This is a genomic window from Labilibaculum euxinicum (assembly GCF_009795715.1).
Lineage (GTDB): Bacteria > Bacteroidota > Bacteroidia > Bacteroidales > Marinifilaceae > Labilibaculum > Labilibaculum euxinus.
In genome coordinates, this window is the sequence record NZ_WTCR01000001.1 from 268,053 (window position 1) to 282,628 (window position 14,576).

The 14,576-nt window shown below is 36.0% G+C and carries 12 protein-coding genes; 5 read left to right on the forward strand and 7 right to left on the reverse strand.

Annotated elements, in window-relative coordinates:
- The first annotated feature begins 55 nt into the window (after positions 1–55).
- The 3 genes from GQR60_RS01010 to GQR60_RS01020 all read left to right on the forward strand — a co-directional run bounded on the left by GQR60_RS01010 (position 56) and on the right by GQR60_RS01020 (position 2,119).
- Positions 56–853, forward strand: coding sequence for a sulfite exporter TauE/SafE family protein (locus GQR60_RS01010; protein WP_124991159.1), 798 nt, complete (start codon positions 56–58; stop codon positions 851–853).
- A 143-nt stretch (positions 854–996) separates the two neighbouring features.
- Positions 997–1,776, forward strand: coding sequence for an HD domain-containing protein (locus tag GQR60_RS01015; RefSeq protein WP_124991160.1), 780 nt, complete (start codon positions 997–999; stop codon positions 1,774–1,776).
- Between the two features lie 118 nt (positions 1,777–1,894).
- Positions 1,895–2,119 carry a (2Fe-2S)-binding protein gene (locus GQR60_RS01020; protein ID WP_124991161.1) on the forward strand — a complete coding sequence of 75 codons (225 nt, stop codon included), beginning with the start codon at positions 1,895–1,897 and terminating at the stop codon, positions 2,117–2,119.
- Positions 2,120–2,172: 53 nt separating this feature from the next.
- Here GQR60_RS01020 and GQR60_RS01025 read toward each other — a convergent pair whose 3' ends face one another.
- The 7 genes from GQR60_RS01025 to mce all read right to left on the reverse strand — a co-directional run bounded on the left by GQR60_RS01025 (position 2,173) and on the right by mce (position 9,625).
- Entirely contained in the window at positions 2,173–3,759 is a 1,587-nt protein-coding gene (locus tag GQR60_RS01025; RefSeq protein WP_225441294.1) for a citrate lyase subunit alpha, read from the reverse strand.
- A complete protein-coding gene (locus GQR60_RS01030) occupies positions 3,716–4,942 on the reverse strand; it encodes an aldolase/citrate lyase family protein (RefSeq protein WP_124991162.1) in 1,227 nt (408 codons plus the stop codon). The genes GQR60_RS01025 and GQR60_RS01030 overlap by 44 nt, the downstream gene beginning before the upstream one ends.
- Positions 4,943–5,171: 229 nt before the next feature.
- Positions 5,172–6,806 carry a sodium ion-translocating decarboxylase subunit beta gene (locus GQR60_RS01035; RefSeq protein WP_225441295.1) on the reverse strand — a complete coding sequence of 545 codons (1,635 nt, stop codon included), beginning with the start codon at positions 6,804–6,806 and terminating at the stop codon, positions 5,172–5,174.
- 31 nt (positions 6,807–6,837) lie between these two features.
- On the reverse strand, positions 6,838–7,260 hold the full coding sequence (locus tag GQR60_RS01040) for a biotin/lipoyl-containing protein (protein WP_101310576.1): 423 nt from the start codon (positions 7,258–7,260) through the stop codon (positions 6,838–6,840).
- 5 nt (positions 7,261–7,265) lie between these two features.
- On the reverse strand, positions 7,266–7,616 hold the full coding sequence (locus GQR60_RS01045) for an OadG family protein (protein WP_124991163.1): 351 nt from the start codon (positions 7,614–7,616) through the stop codon (positions 7,266–7,268).
- Between the two features lie 12 nt (positions 7,617–7,628).
- Entirely contained in the window at positions 7,629–9,185 is a 1,557-nt protein-coding gene (locus GQR60_RS01050) for an acyl-CoA carboxylase subunit beta (protein ID WP_124991164.1), read from the reverse strand.
- Between the two features lie 35 nt (positions 9,186–9,220).
- Positions 9,221–9,625, reverse strand: a complete 405-nt coding sequence (mce, locus tag GQR60_RS01055) for a methylmalonyl-CoA epimerase (protein WP_101261400.1) — start codon at positions 9,623–9,625, stop codon at positions 9,221–9,223.
- 532 nt (positions 9,626–10,157) lie between these two features.
- Between mce and purL the strand changes: the two genes are divergently transcribed.
- Both purL and GQR60_RS01065 read left to right on the forward strand, forming a co-directional pair.
- Entirely contained in the window at positions 10,158–13,847 is a 3,690-nt protein-coding gene (gene purL / locus GQR60_RS01060; RefSeq protein ID WP_124991165.1) for a phosphoribosylformylglycinamidine synthase, read from the forward strand.
- 120 nt (positions 13,848–13,967) lie between these two features.
- Positions 13,968–14,381 (forward strand): hypothetical protein, encoded by a 414-nt coding sequence (locus tag GQR60_RS01065; RefSeq protein WP_124991166.1) that lies wholly within the window; start codon positions 13,968–13,970, stop codon positions 14,379–14,381.
- The last annotated feature ends 195 nt before the right edge of the window (positions 14,382–14,576 follow it).

Here is a 14,576-nt window from a genome sequence, read left to right on the forward strand (position 1 = left end):
TGCCGTTTTTTTTATACCTTCAATCAATTAATCCATTTATTATAGAACAAGTGGCATGACTGAACTATTTGCTAACCTTCACGAAATGGACATTTACTCCTTTCCCATTATATGTTTACTTTTGCTGGCAGGATTTATGGTGGGTTTTATTAATACAATTGCTGGAAGTGGAACCGTAATCTCCTATTCCCTATTTATGTTTTTAGGCCTCTCGGCTCCACTGGCCAATGGAACAATTCGATTTGGTGTGATTATGCAAACACTTGCTGCCACTTATAATTTCAAAAAACAAAATGTTTTAGAACTAAAAAAGGGAGTTCTTCCAGCCTTACCTACAGTTCTTGGATCTGTTTTAGGAGCGCAAATTGCTATAAGTATTAACAAGGATCTATTTGAGATATTAATAGCTGGAGTGATGCTAATAATGGGGGGCTTACTGTTTTTCAAACCAAATCGATGGCTTGCCGGTTCTAAAATTCTTCAAAATAAAAAATTTGGATTCAAGCAATTCGCAATCTTCTTTATAATTGGGATATATGGTGGATTTATTCATATCGGAGTAGGGATTTTTTTAATAGGTATATTGGTTCTGGAAATGGGTTACGACCTGATTAAAGCAAATGCCTTAAAAGTATTTATTGTTTTACTGTACAGTCCCTTTGCTTTGATCGTTTTCATGATGAATGATCAAATACATTATGGTATTGGTGCTATTGCAGCTATAGGTAATGTATTTGGTGGTTATACAGCGTCTCACTTTGCCGTAAATTGGGGTGCCAATTTCATTAGATGGATACTAATGTCTATCATTCTCATATTTTGTATCCGATCATTAAACCTATTTCATCTTTAATTAGAATCCATTGACAGCGAAATACAACGCATTGATCAAGTAGTCTTATATGTGTTAATTTTTCACAAACCAATACTCTCCAAATTCCTTTCCAAAATTAGATAAAAAGAGTAGTTTTGTGGGCAATTTTTAATGACTAAGAAGTGAAGCAAGAAGTCTACAATAGTATAGAAACATGGTTTAACAGCTATGTTGCAGGTTTTGAAAATGAAATCGAAGAGATTAAGTCTAATATTAATTTGAAACGAAATCATTCATTTCGTGTAGCTAATTTAATTAAGGAACTTGGTGAAGAATCAGGTTTAGATGAGTCTGATGTAATTTTGGCGCAAATCTCTGCATTGTTACATGATGTTGGTAGATTTGAACAATTGACAAAATTTGGTACATTCTCCGACACAGAAGAAATAAATCATATCCAACTCGGAATTTCAACCATCACCGAAAACAATATTCTATCGGAGCTTACAGAGGAAGAAACGAATGTGGTAATTGAAAGTATTAGAAACCACAATGAATCACTTATTCCAAAATCAATTGATCCTAAGCTTTTGCCTTTTGTTCAAATTTTAAGAGATGCCGATAAAATAGATATACTTCATGTTGTCTCTGATTATTATTCAAACAACAAACAGGGTAGTAATAAAAGACTCGAAATGGAATTATCGGATAAACCGGAAATTTCTAAAAAGCTTTATCAATGCATTATTGACGAGAAACATGTTGACTTTAAAGATGTACTAACACTCAACGATCTAAAGCTTTATCAGATGTCTTTAATTTTTGACCTTAAGTATAAAAAGAGCTTTAAAATAGTAAGTGAAAAAACTTACTTAAAACAAATATTCGAAACTTTACCTAAAAAAGATCTTGTAATTGACATGTACAGGCAGATGAAAATATACCTTGAAAATCAGCTGTAACAAACCATTCCTCTTCAATCTTATCTAGAATCATTTAAAATAACACTCTCAGACTTGATGGTTTAAATTGAATAATGTATATATTTACAGCAGATTATTATTAAAAGAGCAAAAAACAATGAGGGATATAGTTTGTAACTGTCAGATGGTAGACAGAAAAACCATAGATAAGGCAATTCATGAGAGAAATTCAACTACAATTGAAGAAATAAGAAGGTACACCGGAGCTAATACCGGTTGCGGAAAATGTATTAGTTACATCAACAGCATATTAGATATTGAAGTTCCTAAAATTGCAGCGAAAGTAGAAAATTCAACACAAAATAAATTTAAACTTTGGTAAATAGTAAAGCTTCGGAAATCCCGAAGCTTCTTTTTTGGATTTAATATTTCTTCCTATAAAACCTTTCTCACAACATCAATAACGGTTCCATCAACCCATTTTATAGCCGCTACAATCTCGTCGGATAAAACACATTTTTCCATAATACCGCATATTTCTTCTGCTTCCCTTTTTAATTCGTGGATAGATTTAATAGGCAAATTACTTTCCTTCAACTTTCTAAACAGATCTTTACGCAAAGGGTTAATTGCAATTCCCCTTTCGGTTATAATAACGTCTATTAATTCTCCCGGACCACAAATGGTTGTTACCTCATCCCTAACAACCGGAATTCTATTTCGGAAAAGCGGTATGGGTAAAATGACAGTCTTACTAAACAAACAATTTTGCCAACCACCGATGCCATGCAGCAAATAACCATCCGAATGTGTAACTACATTTGCATTAAAATTAACATCAACCTCAGTCGCCCCTAAAATTGCAACATCAACCATTCCTGCAAAATTCCCTTTGCTGTGATAATTATAACTTGTGAAAGGACTGGTCCACACATGATTTGGATTTTCCCGCATAGATCTCACTCCTTCCAAATCGAAAGTCTGACCATCCAATATGTATTCTACAAGACCTTCTTCAAGCATCTGAACCAAGTATTTGTTACTGCCACCTCTTGCAAACCTGGCTTTTATACCTTTCTCTTTCATGATCCTGCCAAAAAATTTACCAATGGCAAGTGACGTTCCTCCTGCACCAGCCTGAAACGAAAATCCATCCCTAATGATTCCTGCTTCCTCACAAAATCGTGCAGTCAATTCTGCTATTAATAAACGATCCGGACTTTTGGTAATTTGCGTTGTTCCTGAAACGATTTTTTCTGGAATACCTATTTGATCCATTTCAACAGTAAAATCGACGTAATTTCCTTGAATTTGCCATGGTACACAAGGGAAAGCGACCATATTATCCGTAGCAACAATTACCTTATCTGCAAACTGAGAATCAGCCAAAGCAAATCCGAGTAAACCCGAAGCTGACTTACCGTTAAGTCCATTTGCATTTCCAAAAGGATCAGCACAAGCGGCACCAATAACGGCAATATCAATATGAACTTCTCCATCCTGAATAGCCTGATACCTTCCTCCATGAGAACGCAAAACAGCTACACCCTTCATTTTGCCTTCAGAACAATATTTACCTAAAGGGCCATTCATACTTCCCTCAATACGGGAAATAGTACCATCTTCCAAATATGGAATTAAATGTTCATGGCAAGGAAATGATGCTGACGGAAACCAAATTAGATCCTTTACCCCCATCTCATGCGCAATATCAAACACCATGTTGGCCAACAAGTCTCCATCTCTAAAATGATGGTGAGTAGAAATCCTCATACCATTAGCTAAACCTGCTTTTTGTAAGGCTTCTTTTAAGTTCTTTACTTTTTTATTACCATCGGCAGGAAACTCAGCATTGGTAGAGATATAAGAATTATATTTTCTCTTCTTAGGTATAAATTTTCCAATTCCCATATAAGGAATTGCTTTCTGACCATTAATTTCTGTCGGAACCATTCGTCCGACAGCATTTTCAATCAATTTAACCGACATATTTGCTCCTCCAATCCTTTGATAGTATTCCAAGATTAATTGCTAATTCAAGTACCTTTAACTGCCTTTTTACCACAGGAGGATCAACCATTTTTGTTCCAACAGATACAACTGCAAGCCCATTCTTCTCTGATTCATGAAAAGCATTCACAATTTTCTTTGCCCTTTCGATTTCATTCCAATTTGGTGCGAAATTTTCATGTATTACTGATATCTGCCTGGGATGAATACAGCCCATCCCTTGAAAGCCCAATAATTTCGACCTTTTTACATTTTCAGCCAATGCCTCCATATCCCCTACATCTGAAAAAACAGAATCAATTGCCTGAATTTTAGCTGCATGACAAGCATTCACAACCCGCATTCTTGCATACAAAGATTCTGTGCCTGCATTGGTTCGCTGAACACCCAAATCTGCCGTGTAATCTTCAAGACCAATTGCCACAGCAACAATATTATGTGATGAAGCTGCAATTTCATAAGCATTTTCAACTCCAAGAGCACTTTCAATGATTGGCATCAAAAAAATATCCTGTATCAAATCTTCGCGTTTCTTAATTCTTCTGATTTCTTCTTCAATCTTATAAATATCAGCAGCAAACTCACATTTTGGCACCAAAATTACATGTACATTGTGAGGCACAATAAAGGCCAAATCCTCAATACCTAACTCTCCTTGATTAATTCGAACCATTCTCTCTGCACCGTTGAAATTCTGAGAACGCAAAGCATTTCTCACGATATATCTTGCTTCATTCTTTTTAGAGACAGCAACAGCATCTTCCAAATCAAGGATAATACCATTAGGTTTATGAAGACCTGCATTTATCATCATATATGGCGTGTTTCCGGGCAGATACAGCCTGGAAAACCGAAATCGATCCTTATTTGACTGATATAAATTATCTGTGAGAAAATCGAAGAGAAATTCTTTTTCAGATACAATTAATTGTTTAACTGCCGACTCGATTCGTGCTGCGATAACATAAGGCAATGCCCCATTATCTTTAATTGCAATAACAGCATTCTCAACTGAAAAGAAAGCAAGTATTGATCTACAAAGCCTTTCGATTGATTTTCCGTAGAAAACTTTCACCTTTGATTCCAATTCAAAATCTACACCTCCGGATTGTTTTAACTCAATACTAATACAACAATCTCCTTTGCTATTAGAATCACAATTTCCAGACCTGCTAATTTGTTCTCCAAGTTCCATAATGAATGAGATTTAGATCGACAAAATTTCCAAAGAAAAAAAGGAGAAGCAAGAACCTAAATAATCAGTTCCCACCACTCCTTTATTACCATTTTACATCTGATCAATTAATGTATATAAATATAACATTTTAGACGTGAAAAAAAAATGACAGTACTCAAGTTCATGAACAAACAAAAAAAGGGTTGTCGAAACCGACAACCCTTTACAATATCTGTATTGATGTTTATTACATCAAGAAACTCAATAAAATACCAGCTGCCACTGCCGAGCCAATAACACCGGAAACATTAGGTGCCATAGCATGCATCAACAAGTGATTGGTTGGATCATTTTGTAACCCCATTGTTTGAACAACACGAGCACTATCCGGCACTGCCGATACTCCTGCGGCTCCAATCATTGGGTTAATAGGACGATCTTTTGGCGAAAGCCAATTCATAATTTTACCAAAAATCACACCTCCAGCTGTAGCTACAATAAATGAAGCTGCACCCAATCCGAAAATTAAGATCGAATCTTTAGTTAAGAAAACATCAGCCTGCGTAGAAGCACCAACAGTAACTCCCAATAAAATTGTAATTGTATTAATTAACGCATTACTTGCCGTATCAGCCAAACGATTGGTTACTGTTGATTCTTTTAATAAGTTACCAAAGAATAACATACCCAAAAGAGGCAATGCTGTTGGAGAAATAAATGCAGTTAACAACAATCCAATGATAGGAAAAATTATTTTCTCAAGACGAGACACAGCACGTGGTGGCTTCATCTTAATTTTTCTCTCTTTCTTAGTTGTTAACAAGTTGATAATCGGAGGTTGAATTACCGGAACCAAAGCCATATACGAATAGGCTGCAATTGCAATAGGTCCAATCAGATTTTTAACCGTTTCTCCATTAGCCATCACATTCATTCCATTGGCCAGTTTCGATGACAAGAAAATTGCGGTAGGACCATCAGCACCACCAATAATTCCAATTGCACCCGCTTCCGGTGGCGCAAAACCCAACCAAAGAGCTCCCAAAAAGGTAACAAAAATACCAATCTGAGCTGCTGCACCCAAAATCATTAATCTAGGATTACTAATTAAAGATGAAAAATCAGTCATAGCTCCAATACCAAGGAATATTAATGGAGGATACCAGCCACTAACTACACCCGAATATAAAATATTCATTACTGATCCAGGCTCATAAATTCCTAATTTCAAATTAAAATCTACAGCCTGAAACATAGGAATATTACCAATAATTACACCCATTCCGATTGGAATCAGCAACAGAGGCTCATAATCGTATTTAATGGCTAAAAAGATAAAAAACAAACCGATCAACACCATCAGCAAGTTACCTCCTGTAACATTCGCAAAACCAGTAAATTCGTAAAAATTCATTAATCCAACTACCGCGCCTGAATTATTTTCACAATCAAGACTAGAGTTAGCAAACCTAAGAAATTCACCATCTACTTTGGCTATACGCGAACCAAGATTTAGAATTTCTGAAGTTGTAAGATAACTATTCGAATTAGAGTTCGGATCAATATTTTTTTGCAAGTGTGTTACAGTTTGTGGATTAAACGTCATTATAACATTTTCCCCTTCTGCTTTCCACTTACCAGTAAAACGTTGCTTTACCGAATCCATGATAAATGTTTTATCACTTTTGAATTCGAAAATTTTATATCTTTTTACAGTAATATCGGAATTTCCAACCGGGTTAGGAATATAACCATCTTCATGATTAACCCATTTTCCCGTTGTTAATTTTTCTGCGGTATCCGATGATTTTTGAGCAATGGAGTTAAAAGCTAACCCCATTACCAAAATCATTGAGAATACCAATGAATAAAGTTTTCTCATTATATAGTTTTTGCCTTTTATTCTTGAGATGTTATGCTATTTCAATTAGTACGTCATCCTGAAGTACGCTATCGCCAACTGCAACCTTTATGGCTTTAACGGTTCCTCCTTTTTCGGCTAACACATTATTTTCCATTTTCATTGCCTCCATCACCAAAAGAGTATCTCCCGGGTTGATAGAATCACCAACTGCAATGTTAATTTTAATAATACTACCCGGAAGCGGTGCCTTAACTGTTGAAGCTCCGCCTCCACTTTTTTTGATGCTACCTTCACCAGGTTTGTTAACAACCGGCTTGCGAACCAATCTTGGAGTTTTTGATGATTTATCTGCAACATGCACATCAACATCATAACTCGTTCCGTTCACTTCAATTTTGGCATTCGATCCTTCAAAATCTTTGATTTCAACATCGTATTCCTGCCCTCGTATTGTAAATTTGAACTTCTTCATCTTGCTTATCTTGGTTGATTCATTACTCCATAAATCTTAGAACTCCATGGAGAATAATTCTTAGTAACTTTTTTAATTGTAATGATATTGCTTTCATCATCGTGATTCTGGTTAAAGTGCATATGCAAGGCCATTGCAATAGCAGCATTAACACCTCCCTCGATGTTTAAATCATCAGTTTCAGAGCCAGATCGACCTTCTCTCACCAACTTTTTTCTTAAGTTAAGATGTAAGAGTTTCGGCAGATTGACAAAAACAATTACCAGTAGTACCAATGCAATAAATACAATGGAATAACCTACAATGGCAACAGTCCATCCACCTTGACTTCCTATAGATAAAATATTCATTAACATAGAACGTTTTTTTTATAATGGAATATTAGAATGTTTTTTAGGTGGATTCATTTGCTTCTTAGTCTGAAGAGACTGGAATGCGCGAATCACTCTGAAACGTGTATTACGTGGCTCAATTACATCATCGATATAACCATATGATGCTGCATTGTATGGATTAGCAAATGCTTCGTTGTACTCAATTTCAGTTTCTGCAATAAACTTAGCTTTATCAGCATCGTTTAATTCAGCCATTTTTCTTCCGTGAAGTACTTCGATTGCACCTTTTGCTCCCATAACAGCAATTTCAGCTGTAGGCCATGCATAATTCAAATCACCACGAAGTTGCTTACAAGACATTACATCATGAGCACCACCGTAAGATTTTCTTAGAGTAATAGTTACTTTTGGAACTGTAGCTTCACCATAAGCGAACATTAATTTCGCACCATGAGTAATGATACCACCAAATTCCTGACTTGATCCAGGCAAGAAACCAGGAACGTCAACCAAAGTTAAAATTGGAATATTGAAACAGTCGCAGAAACGAATGAATCTGGCCGCTTTTCTTGAAGACTCAATATCAAGTACACCAGCAAGGAAACTAGGCTGATTGGCAACAACACCTACAGACATTCCTCCCATACGAGTAAAACCTACAATAATATTCTTTGCATAATGACGGTGAACTTCCAAAAATTCAGCATCATCAGCAATCGAATAAATTACATCCTTCATGTCATAAGGCATGTTCGGATTTGCTGGAATGATTTCATTGAGGATATCATCCATTCTATCAATAGGATCTGAACAAGCTGTAATTGGAGCTTCTTCCAAGTTATTTGATGGCATGTAAGATAACAACTTACGAACAATCATGATACCTTCTTCTTCATCTTCTACCATGAAGTGAGATACACCTGATTTGCTGGCATGCATTTTAGCACCACCTAAATCTTCAACAGAAATATCTTCACCGGTAACCGTCTTAACAACCTTAGGTCCAGTCACAAACATGTACGACTTTTCTTCTGTCATCATGATGAAATCGGTAAGAGCCGGAGAATAAACAGCACCACCCGCACAAGGACCGAAAATTGCTGAAATCTGAGGAATTACACCAGAAGCCATAATATTTCTCTGAAAAATCTCAGCATAACCTGCCAAAGCAGTTACACCTTCCTGAATACGAGCTCCTCCTGAATCATTAAGACCCACAACCGGTGCACCCATTTTCATTGCCATATCCATGATTTTACAAATTTTCTGAGCGAAAGTTTCAGATAACGATCCTCCAAAAACAGTAAAATCCTGAGAGAATACGAATACTAAACGTCCGTCGATTGTTCCCTGACCGGTAACAACACCATCGCCTAAAAATTTCGTTTTCTCCATACCGAAGTTAGTACAACGGTGCGATACAAACATGTCAAATTCCTCGAAACTTCCTTCATCAAGAAGCATATCGATTCTTTCACGAGCTGTAAACTTGCCTTTCTTGTGTTGAGATTCTATTCTTTTCACACCTCCACCAAGCTTAGCCTCTGCTCTTAAATCAATTAACTTTTTAATTTTATCCTGACTAGCCATAACTAATTGAGTTATTATTATTTATTGAGTATTCCTTATTTATTGCCACAAATTTCAGTCAGCACACGCTGAGTTGATTTTGGATGCAAAAATCCAATTTTTAAACCTTCGGCACCATTACGTGGTGTTTTATCGATTACTTCACAACCAGCTTCCTGAACATCAGTTAATGCTTGCTGAACATCTTCTACTGCGAATGCCATGTGATGCATTCCTCCACCTGTTTTCGCAACAAACTTACCTATCGGACCTTCTGGATCTGTTGATTCCAACAACTCAATTTTGGTATCTCCAACTTTGAAAAAAGCTGTTTTAACCTTCTGATCAACTACCTCTTCAACTGCATAACATTCTAATCCTAATACTTTTTCGTAGAATGGAATTGCTTCTTCTAAACTTTTTACGGCTATACCGATATGTTCAATATGGGATGGTTTCATTATAGATATATTTTAAATTATAAGGTTACAAAAATATCGATTTGAAAAACGGTAATCAATGATCTGTAACATTATAAAAGTTGTTTTTCAACATGTATTAAAAACTGCAAGTTCTCACTTTCCTCCTAACAATCAAACAAATAACAAAAAAACTACTTTTCTAAATTCTTATTTAGAATTCACACTGCGCAAACCTTTGCATAATTAGGCGAACTCATATAACGCTTCCTGACATTTGCGAGATCAAAGAAAATCTCTTTTCCGATAAAACAGAAATATATTTTACTATTCCTCAACATATTCGAACACAAATATATTTTCATGATTTTTTAGTTAATCCGTACAAAAAACCACGTCCACAACTGTTATTTCACACAATTCTCATTTCATACTTTTTTTGCATTCAAGAGCAAAGAAGAATTCTACAAGCTTAGAGGATCCTTTTTGTTACATTGTGTAAAGTCTTTTACCTATATTTGCATTTTGAAACAGGTTTCAACCATTATTATAAATTTCATAAGTAGACTCTAAGATGATACTATTCTTCAAAAAAGACGAAGTACACTTTGTTGTTCAGACAACTAACCAATTGAATGTATTGGATTTTGAAAAGCTTTCCTGGCTATTCGGAGATGCCGAAAAAATTCAAGAAGATGAGATAGAGGGATTTTTTATTGGCCCAAGAAAGGAAATGATTACTCCTTGGAGTACTAATGCTGTTGAAATAACCCAAAACATGGGAATTTCAGGAATTTTGCGCATTGAAGAATTTCATAAATCGGAAAACGAAAAAGCAGCATACGATCCTATGCTGCAAGCTTTTTATAAAAAAATTGGTCAAGACATCTACACCATTGAAAAGCAACCGGAACCAATTATAAATATTGAAAACATTGCTGCATACAACCAAAAAGAAGGTTTGGCTCTCAGCAGTGAAGAGATTGATTATTTAAATGGAGTTTCAGAAAAAATCGGCAGAAAATTAACTGATTCCGAAGTGTTTGGTTTCTCTCAGGTTAATTCGGAGCACTGTCGTCACAAAATTTTTAACGGAGTGTTTGTTATTGATGGTGAAGAAAAAGAATCTTCACTTTTCCAATTGATTAAAAAAACTTCCCAATTAAATCACAACAGAATTGTATCTGCCTACAAAGACAATTGTGCCTTTTTAGAAGGACCTAAAATGGAACAGTTTGCTCCTGTTACTCATGATAAAGCAGATTTCTTTCAAACCAAAGACATTAACACTGTAATTTCTCTTAAAGCGGAAACACATAATTTCCCAACTACTGTTGAACCATTTAATGGTGCAGCAACAGGTACTGGTGGTGAAATTAGAGATAGAATTGCAGGAGGAAAAGCTTCAGTTCCTATGGCTGGAACTGCTGTTTACATGACTTCCTATCCTAGACTGGAAGCTTCCCGTTCATGGGAAAATGCTACTGATGCCAGAAAATGGTTGTATCAAACTCCTGAAGAAATTTTAATTAAGGCATCGAACGGAGCCAGTGATTTCGGAAATAAATTTGGTCAGCCTCTTATTTGTGGTTCTGTTCTTACTTTCGAACACTTCGAAAACAATAAAAAATACGGTTACGATAAAGTTATTATGCAGGCCGGAGGAATTGGTTATGGCAAATTCGAACAAGCTCAAAAAGATGTTCCTGAAAAAGGCGATAAAGTAATTCTTTTAGGTGGTGACAACTACAGAATTGGAATGGGCGGTGGAGCCGTTTCCTCTGTTGCAACCGGTGAATTCACAAACTCTATCGAGTTAAATGCTGTTCAGCGCTCAAATCCTGAAATGCAAAAAAGAGTTTGTAATGCAATTCGGGCAATGGCCGAAATCGATGAGAATCCTATTGTTTCTATTCATGATCATGGAGCAGGCGGACACTTAAATTGCCTATCAGAACTAGTTGAAGAAACCGGCGGTAAAATTGATTTGAATGCCCTTCCTGTTGGTGACCCTACTCTTTCGGCTAAAGAAATTGTAGGAAATGAGTCTCAGGAAAGAATGGGATTGGTTATTAAAGAAAAGGATGTTGCCCTTTTAACCCGCATAGCAGAGAGAGAAAGAGCCCCAATTTACCAGGTTGGCGAAACAACCGGTGATATGAGATTCACTTTTGAGGATAAAAAAAACGGACAAAATCCAATTGATCTTGGTCTTTCGGAAATGTTTGGAAAACCACCAAAAACTGTCTTAACAGATACAACTTTGAATGAAAAATTTGAAGCTGTTAAATATGATGGTAATAAAATAGAAGAATACATCGAAAATGTTCTTCAATTAGAGGCTGTTGCCTGCAAAGATTGGTTAACCAACAAGGTAGACAGGTCGGTAACTGGAAAAATAGCCATGCAGCAATGTGCGGGCCCGCTTCAATTGCCATTGAATAATTTAGGCGCCGTTGCAATTGATTTTCAAGGCGAAAAAGGAATTGCTACATCTATTGGTCATACACCAATTGCAGCTTTGGTAAACTCTGAAAATGGCAGTCGCCTATCTATTGCCGAATCATTAACAAATATGGTTTGGGCTCCAATTGAACAGGGACTTAAAGGCATTTCATTATCTGCAAACTGGATGTGGCCTTGTAAAAATGCCGGTGAAGATGCCCGTTTGTATCAGGCTGTTCAATCAATTAGTGATTTTGCCATTGAATTGGGAATCAATATCCCAACAGGAAAAGATTCACTTTCCATGACCCAAAAATATGGAAAAGACGATGTTGTTTATTCTCCTGGAACAGTTATCATTTCAACTGTTGGCGAAATAACCGACATCAATAAAATGATTTCTCCGGTTCTGAAAAACGAAGCTGGTTCTCATTTAATATATATGGATTTCTCGAAAGATGATTTCCAATTGGGAGGAAGCAGTTTTGCTCAGATTGTAAATAAATTAGGAACACAGACTCCTGATGTTAAGGATTCAAAATATTTTGCAAAAGCATTTGAAACTCTTCAGCAATTAATATTGGAAGGCAAAGTACTTGCCGGTCACGATATTTCAGCTGGTGGTATGATTACAGCATTGTTGGAGATGTGTTTTGCAGACAACAGACTTGGTGCTGATATTGATCTTTCATCGATTGACGAAAGCGATTTGGTTAAAGTATTGTTTAGCGAAAACCCAGGTGTTATTTTCCAGGTGAAAGATCTTGAAACTATTTCAAAGGATCTTGCCGGTAAAGGAATTAAATTCCATGTAATTGGAACTCTTGGCGAGGCAGGAAAGATGCAAATATCAAAAGATGATCAGACTCTTGATCTTGATATAGCATCCTTACGTGATCTTTGGTTCAAAACTTCTTATCTTTTGGATAGAAATCAATCAGGCAAAGAATTGGCTTTGGAAAGATTCAAATCTTACAAAGAGAATGAACTGGAATTCAAATTCGATGAGAACTTCACAGGGAAATTTAAACAATTCGGAATTGATCCAAAAAGAAAAGAAAAATCAGGTGTTAAAGCTGCTATTATTCGTGAGAAAGGTGTAAACGGAGATCGTGAGATGGCCTGGATGATGCATTTGGCAGGAATGGATGTTAAGGATGTTCATATGACTGATTTGATTGCCGGACGTGAAGATCTTTCTGATGTCAACATGATTGTTTTTGTTGGAGGCTTCTCTAACTCCGATGTGTTGGGTTCTGCAAAAGGATGGGCCGGAGCTTTCCTTTACAATGAAAAAGCTAAAAAAGCTCTTGATAATTTCTATGCCCGAAAGGATACTTTAAGTCTTGGAGTCTGTAATGGATGTCAGTTAATTTCTGAACTGGGATTAATTTATCCTGATCATGAAAAACATCCAAAACTTCTTCATAACGAATCACACAAATTCGAATCGGGATTTGTAAGTGTATCAATTCCAGAAAATAACTCAATTATGCTTTCGTCTTTGGCCGGAAGTAAATTAGGTATTTGGGTTGCTCACGGGGAAGGTAAATTTGATTTGCCATACGGACAAGACAAGTATCAGATTCCTATGAGATACAACATTGATCAGTATCCTGCCAATCCAAACGGCTCGCCATTTGCAACAGCTGCGATATCATCAAATGATGGTCGCCATTTAGCAATGATGCCTCATCTGGAAAGAGCAACTTACCCTTGGAACTGGGCTCATTACAATGAGAACCGCATTGATGACGAAGTTTCACCATGGATTGAAGCATTTGTAAATGCGAAAAAATGGATCATGGAACACAAATAATATCAATAACTTAAATATTGAATACCTCCTTTTCAAGGGGGTATTTTTTTTTGCTTAAGTACAAGGTAAAAACTAATACATTTTTCATAACTTGTGACAACTAACGAAATCACAACGTATATGAAACATTTTTTACCCCTTATTGCCATTCTGGGATTAACATTAGCGTGTGCCCCACCTAATAAACTTGCTTCCACTGAAAAAACGCAAGACTCAATCCAAAAGGAAAAAAGAATCCCCGTTGAAAAACAAATTGCCCCCGGTACTTGTTCTCTTGTAATAAGTGACTTTAAATTTTTATCAGAGAACAATAAATTCCTGCTAAACGGAAAAGTGATTTCCATAAAAGCTTATGGTGCAGGCTTTACTTCGACTTTCCAGAAGGAACAAAGCATTCAAATAAAAATTACAGAACAACAATTTATTAATTTGAAATCTGCAAAAAGCATTTCTTGTTTAATATCCAGCATCGAAGGAGTACACAACACACCCCTTTACAAACTGGTAGATTATAAATCAGAAACAAAACAATAAAATTAATTTCAATTTAGTCCTTATCTTATTCATATTGGTTCCTAGAATACAGGAGAACAGCCCCAATTGTAATTTAAAAATTGGAAATAAAAATTACTTTTCAACTAACAAATAAGTTAGGAAAACGTAATATGTCTGCTTCCTCTTTGATAAGAAAACTTAATTTGCACGTATTCGGCATTAAATAATCAAAAC

Coding starts and splice junctions, on each gene's coding strand:
- GQR60_RS01010 (WP_124991159.1), top strand. CDS start 56: ATGACTGAACTATTTGCTAACCTTCACGAAATGGACATTTACTCCTTT.
- GQR60_RS01020 (WP_124991161.1), top strand. CDS start 1,895: ATGAGGGATATAGTTTGTAACTGTCAGATGGTAGACAGAAAAACCATA.
- GQR60_RS01030 (WP_124991162.1), bottom strand. CDS start 4,942: ATGGAACTTGGAGAACAAATTAGCAGGTCTGGAAATTGTGATTCTAAT.
- GQR60_RS01035 (WP_225441295.1), bottom strand. CDS start 6,806: ATGAGAAAACTTTATTCATTGGTATTCTCAATGATTTTGGTAATGGGG.
- GQR60_RS01040 (WP_101310576.1), bottom strand. CDS start 7,260: ATGAAGAAGTTCAAATTTACAATACGAGGGCAGGAATACGATGTTGAA.
- GQR60_RS01045 (WP_124991163.1), bottom strand. CDS start 7,616: ATGTTAATGAATATTTTATCTATAGGAAGTCAAGGTGGATGGACTGTT.
- GQR60_RS01050 (WP_124991164.1), bottom strand. CDS start 9,185: ATGGCTAGTCAGGATAAAATTAAAAAGTTAATTGATTTAAGAGCAGAG.
- mce (WP_101261400.1), bottom strand. CDS start 9,625: ATGAAACCATCCCATATTGAACATATCGGTATAGCCGTAAAAAGTTTA.
- purL (WP_124991165.1), top strand. CDS start 10,158: ATGATACTATTCTTCAAAAAAGACGAAGTACACTTTGTTGTTCAGACA.
- GQR60_RS01065 (WP_124991166.1), top strand. CDS start 13,968: ATGAAACATTTTTTACCCCTTATTGCCATTCTGGGATTAACATTAGCG.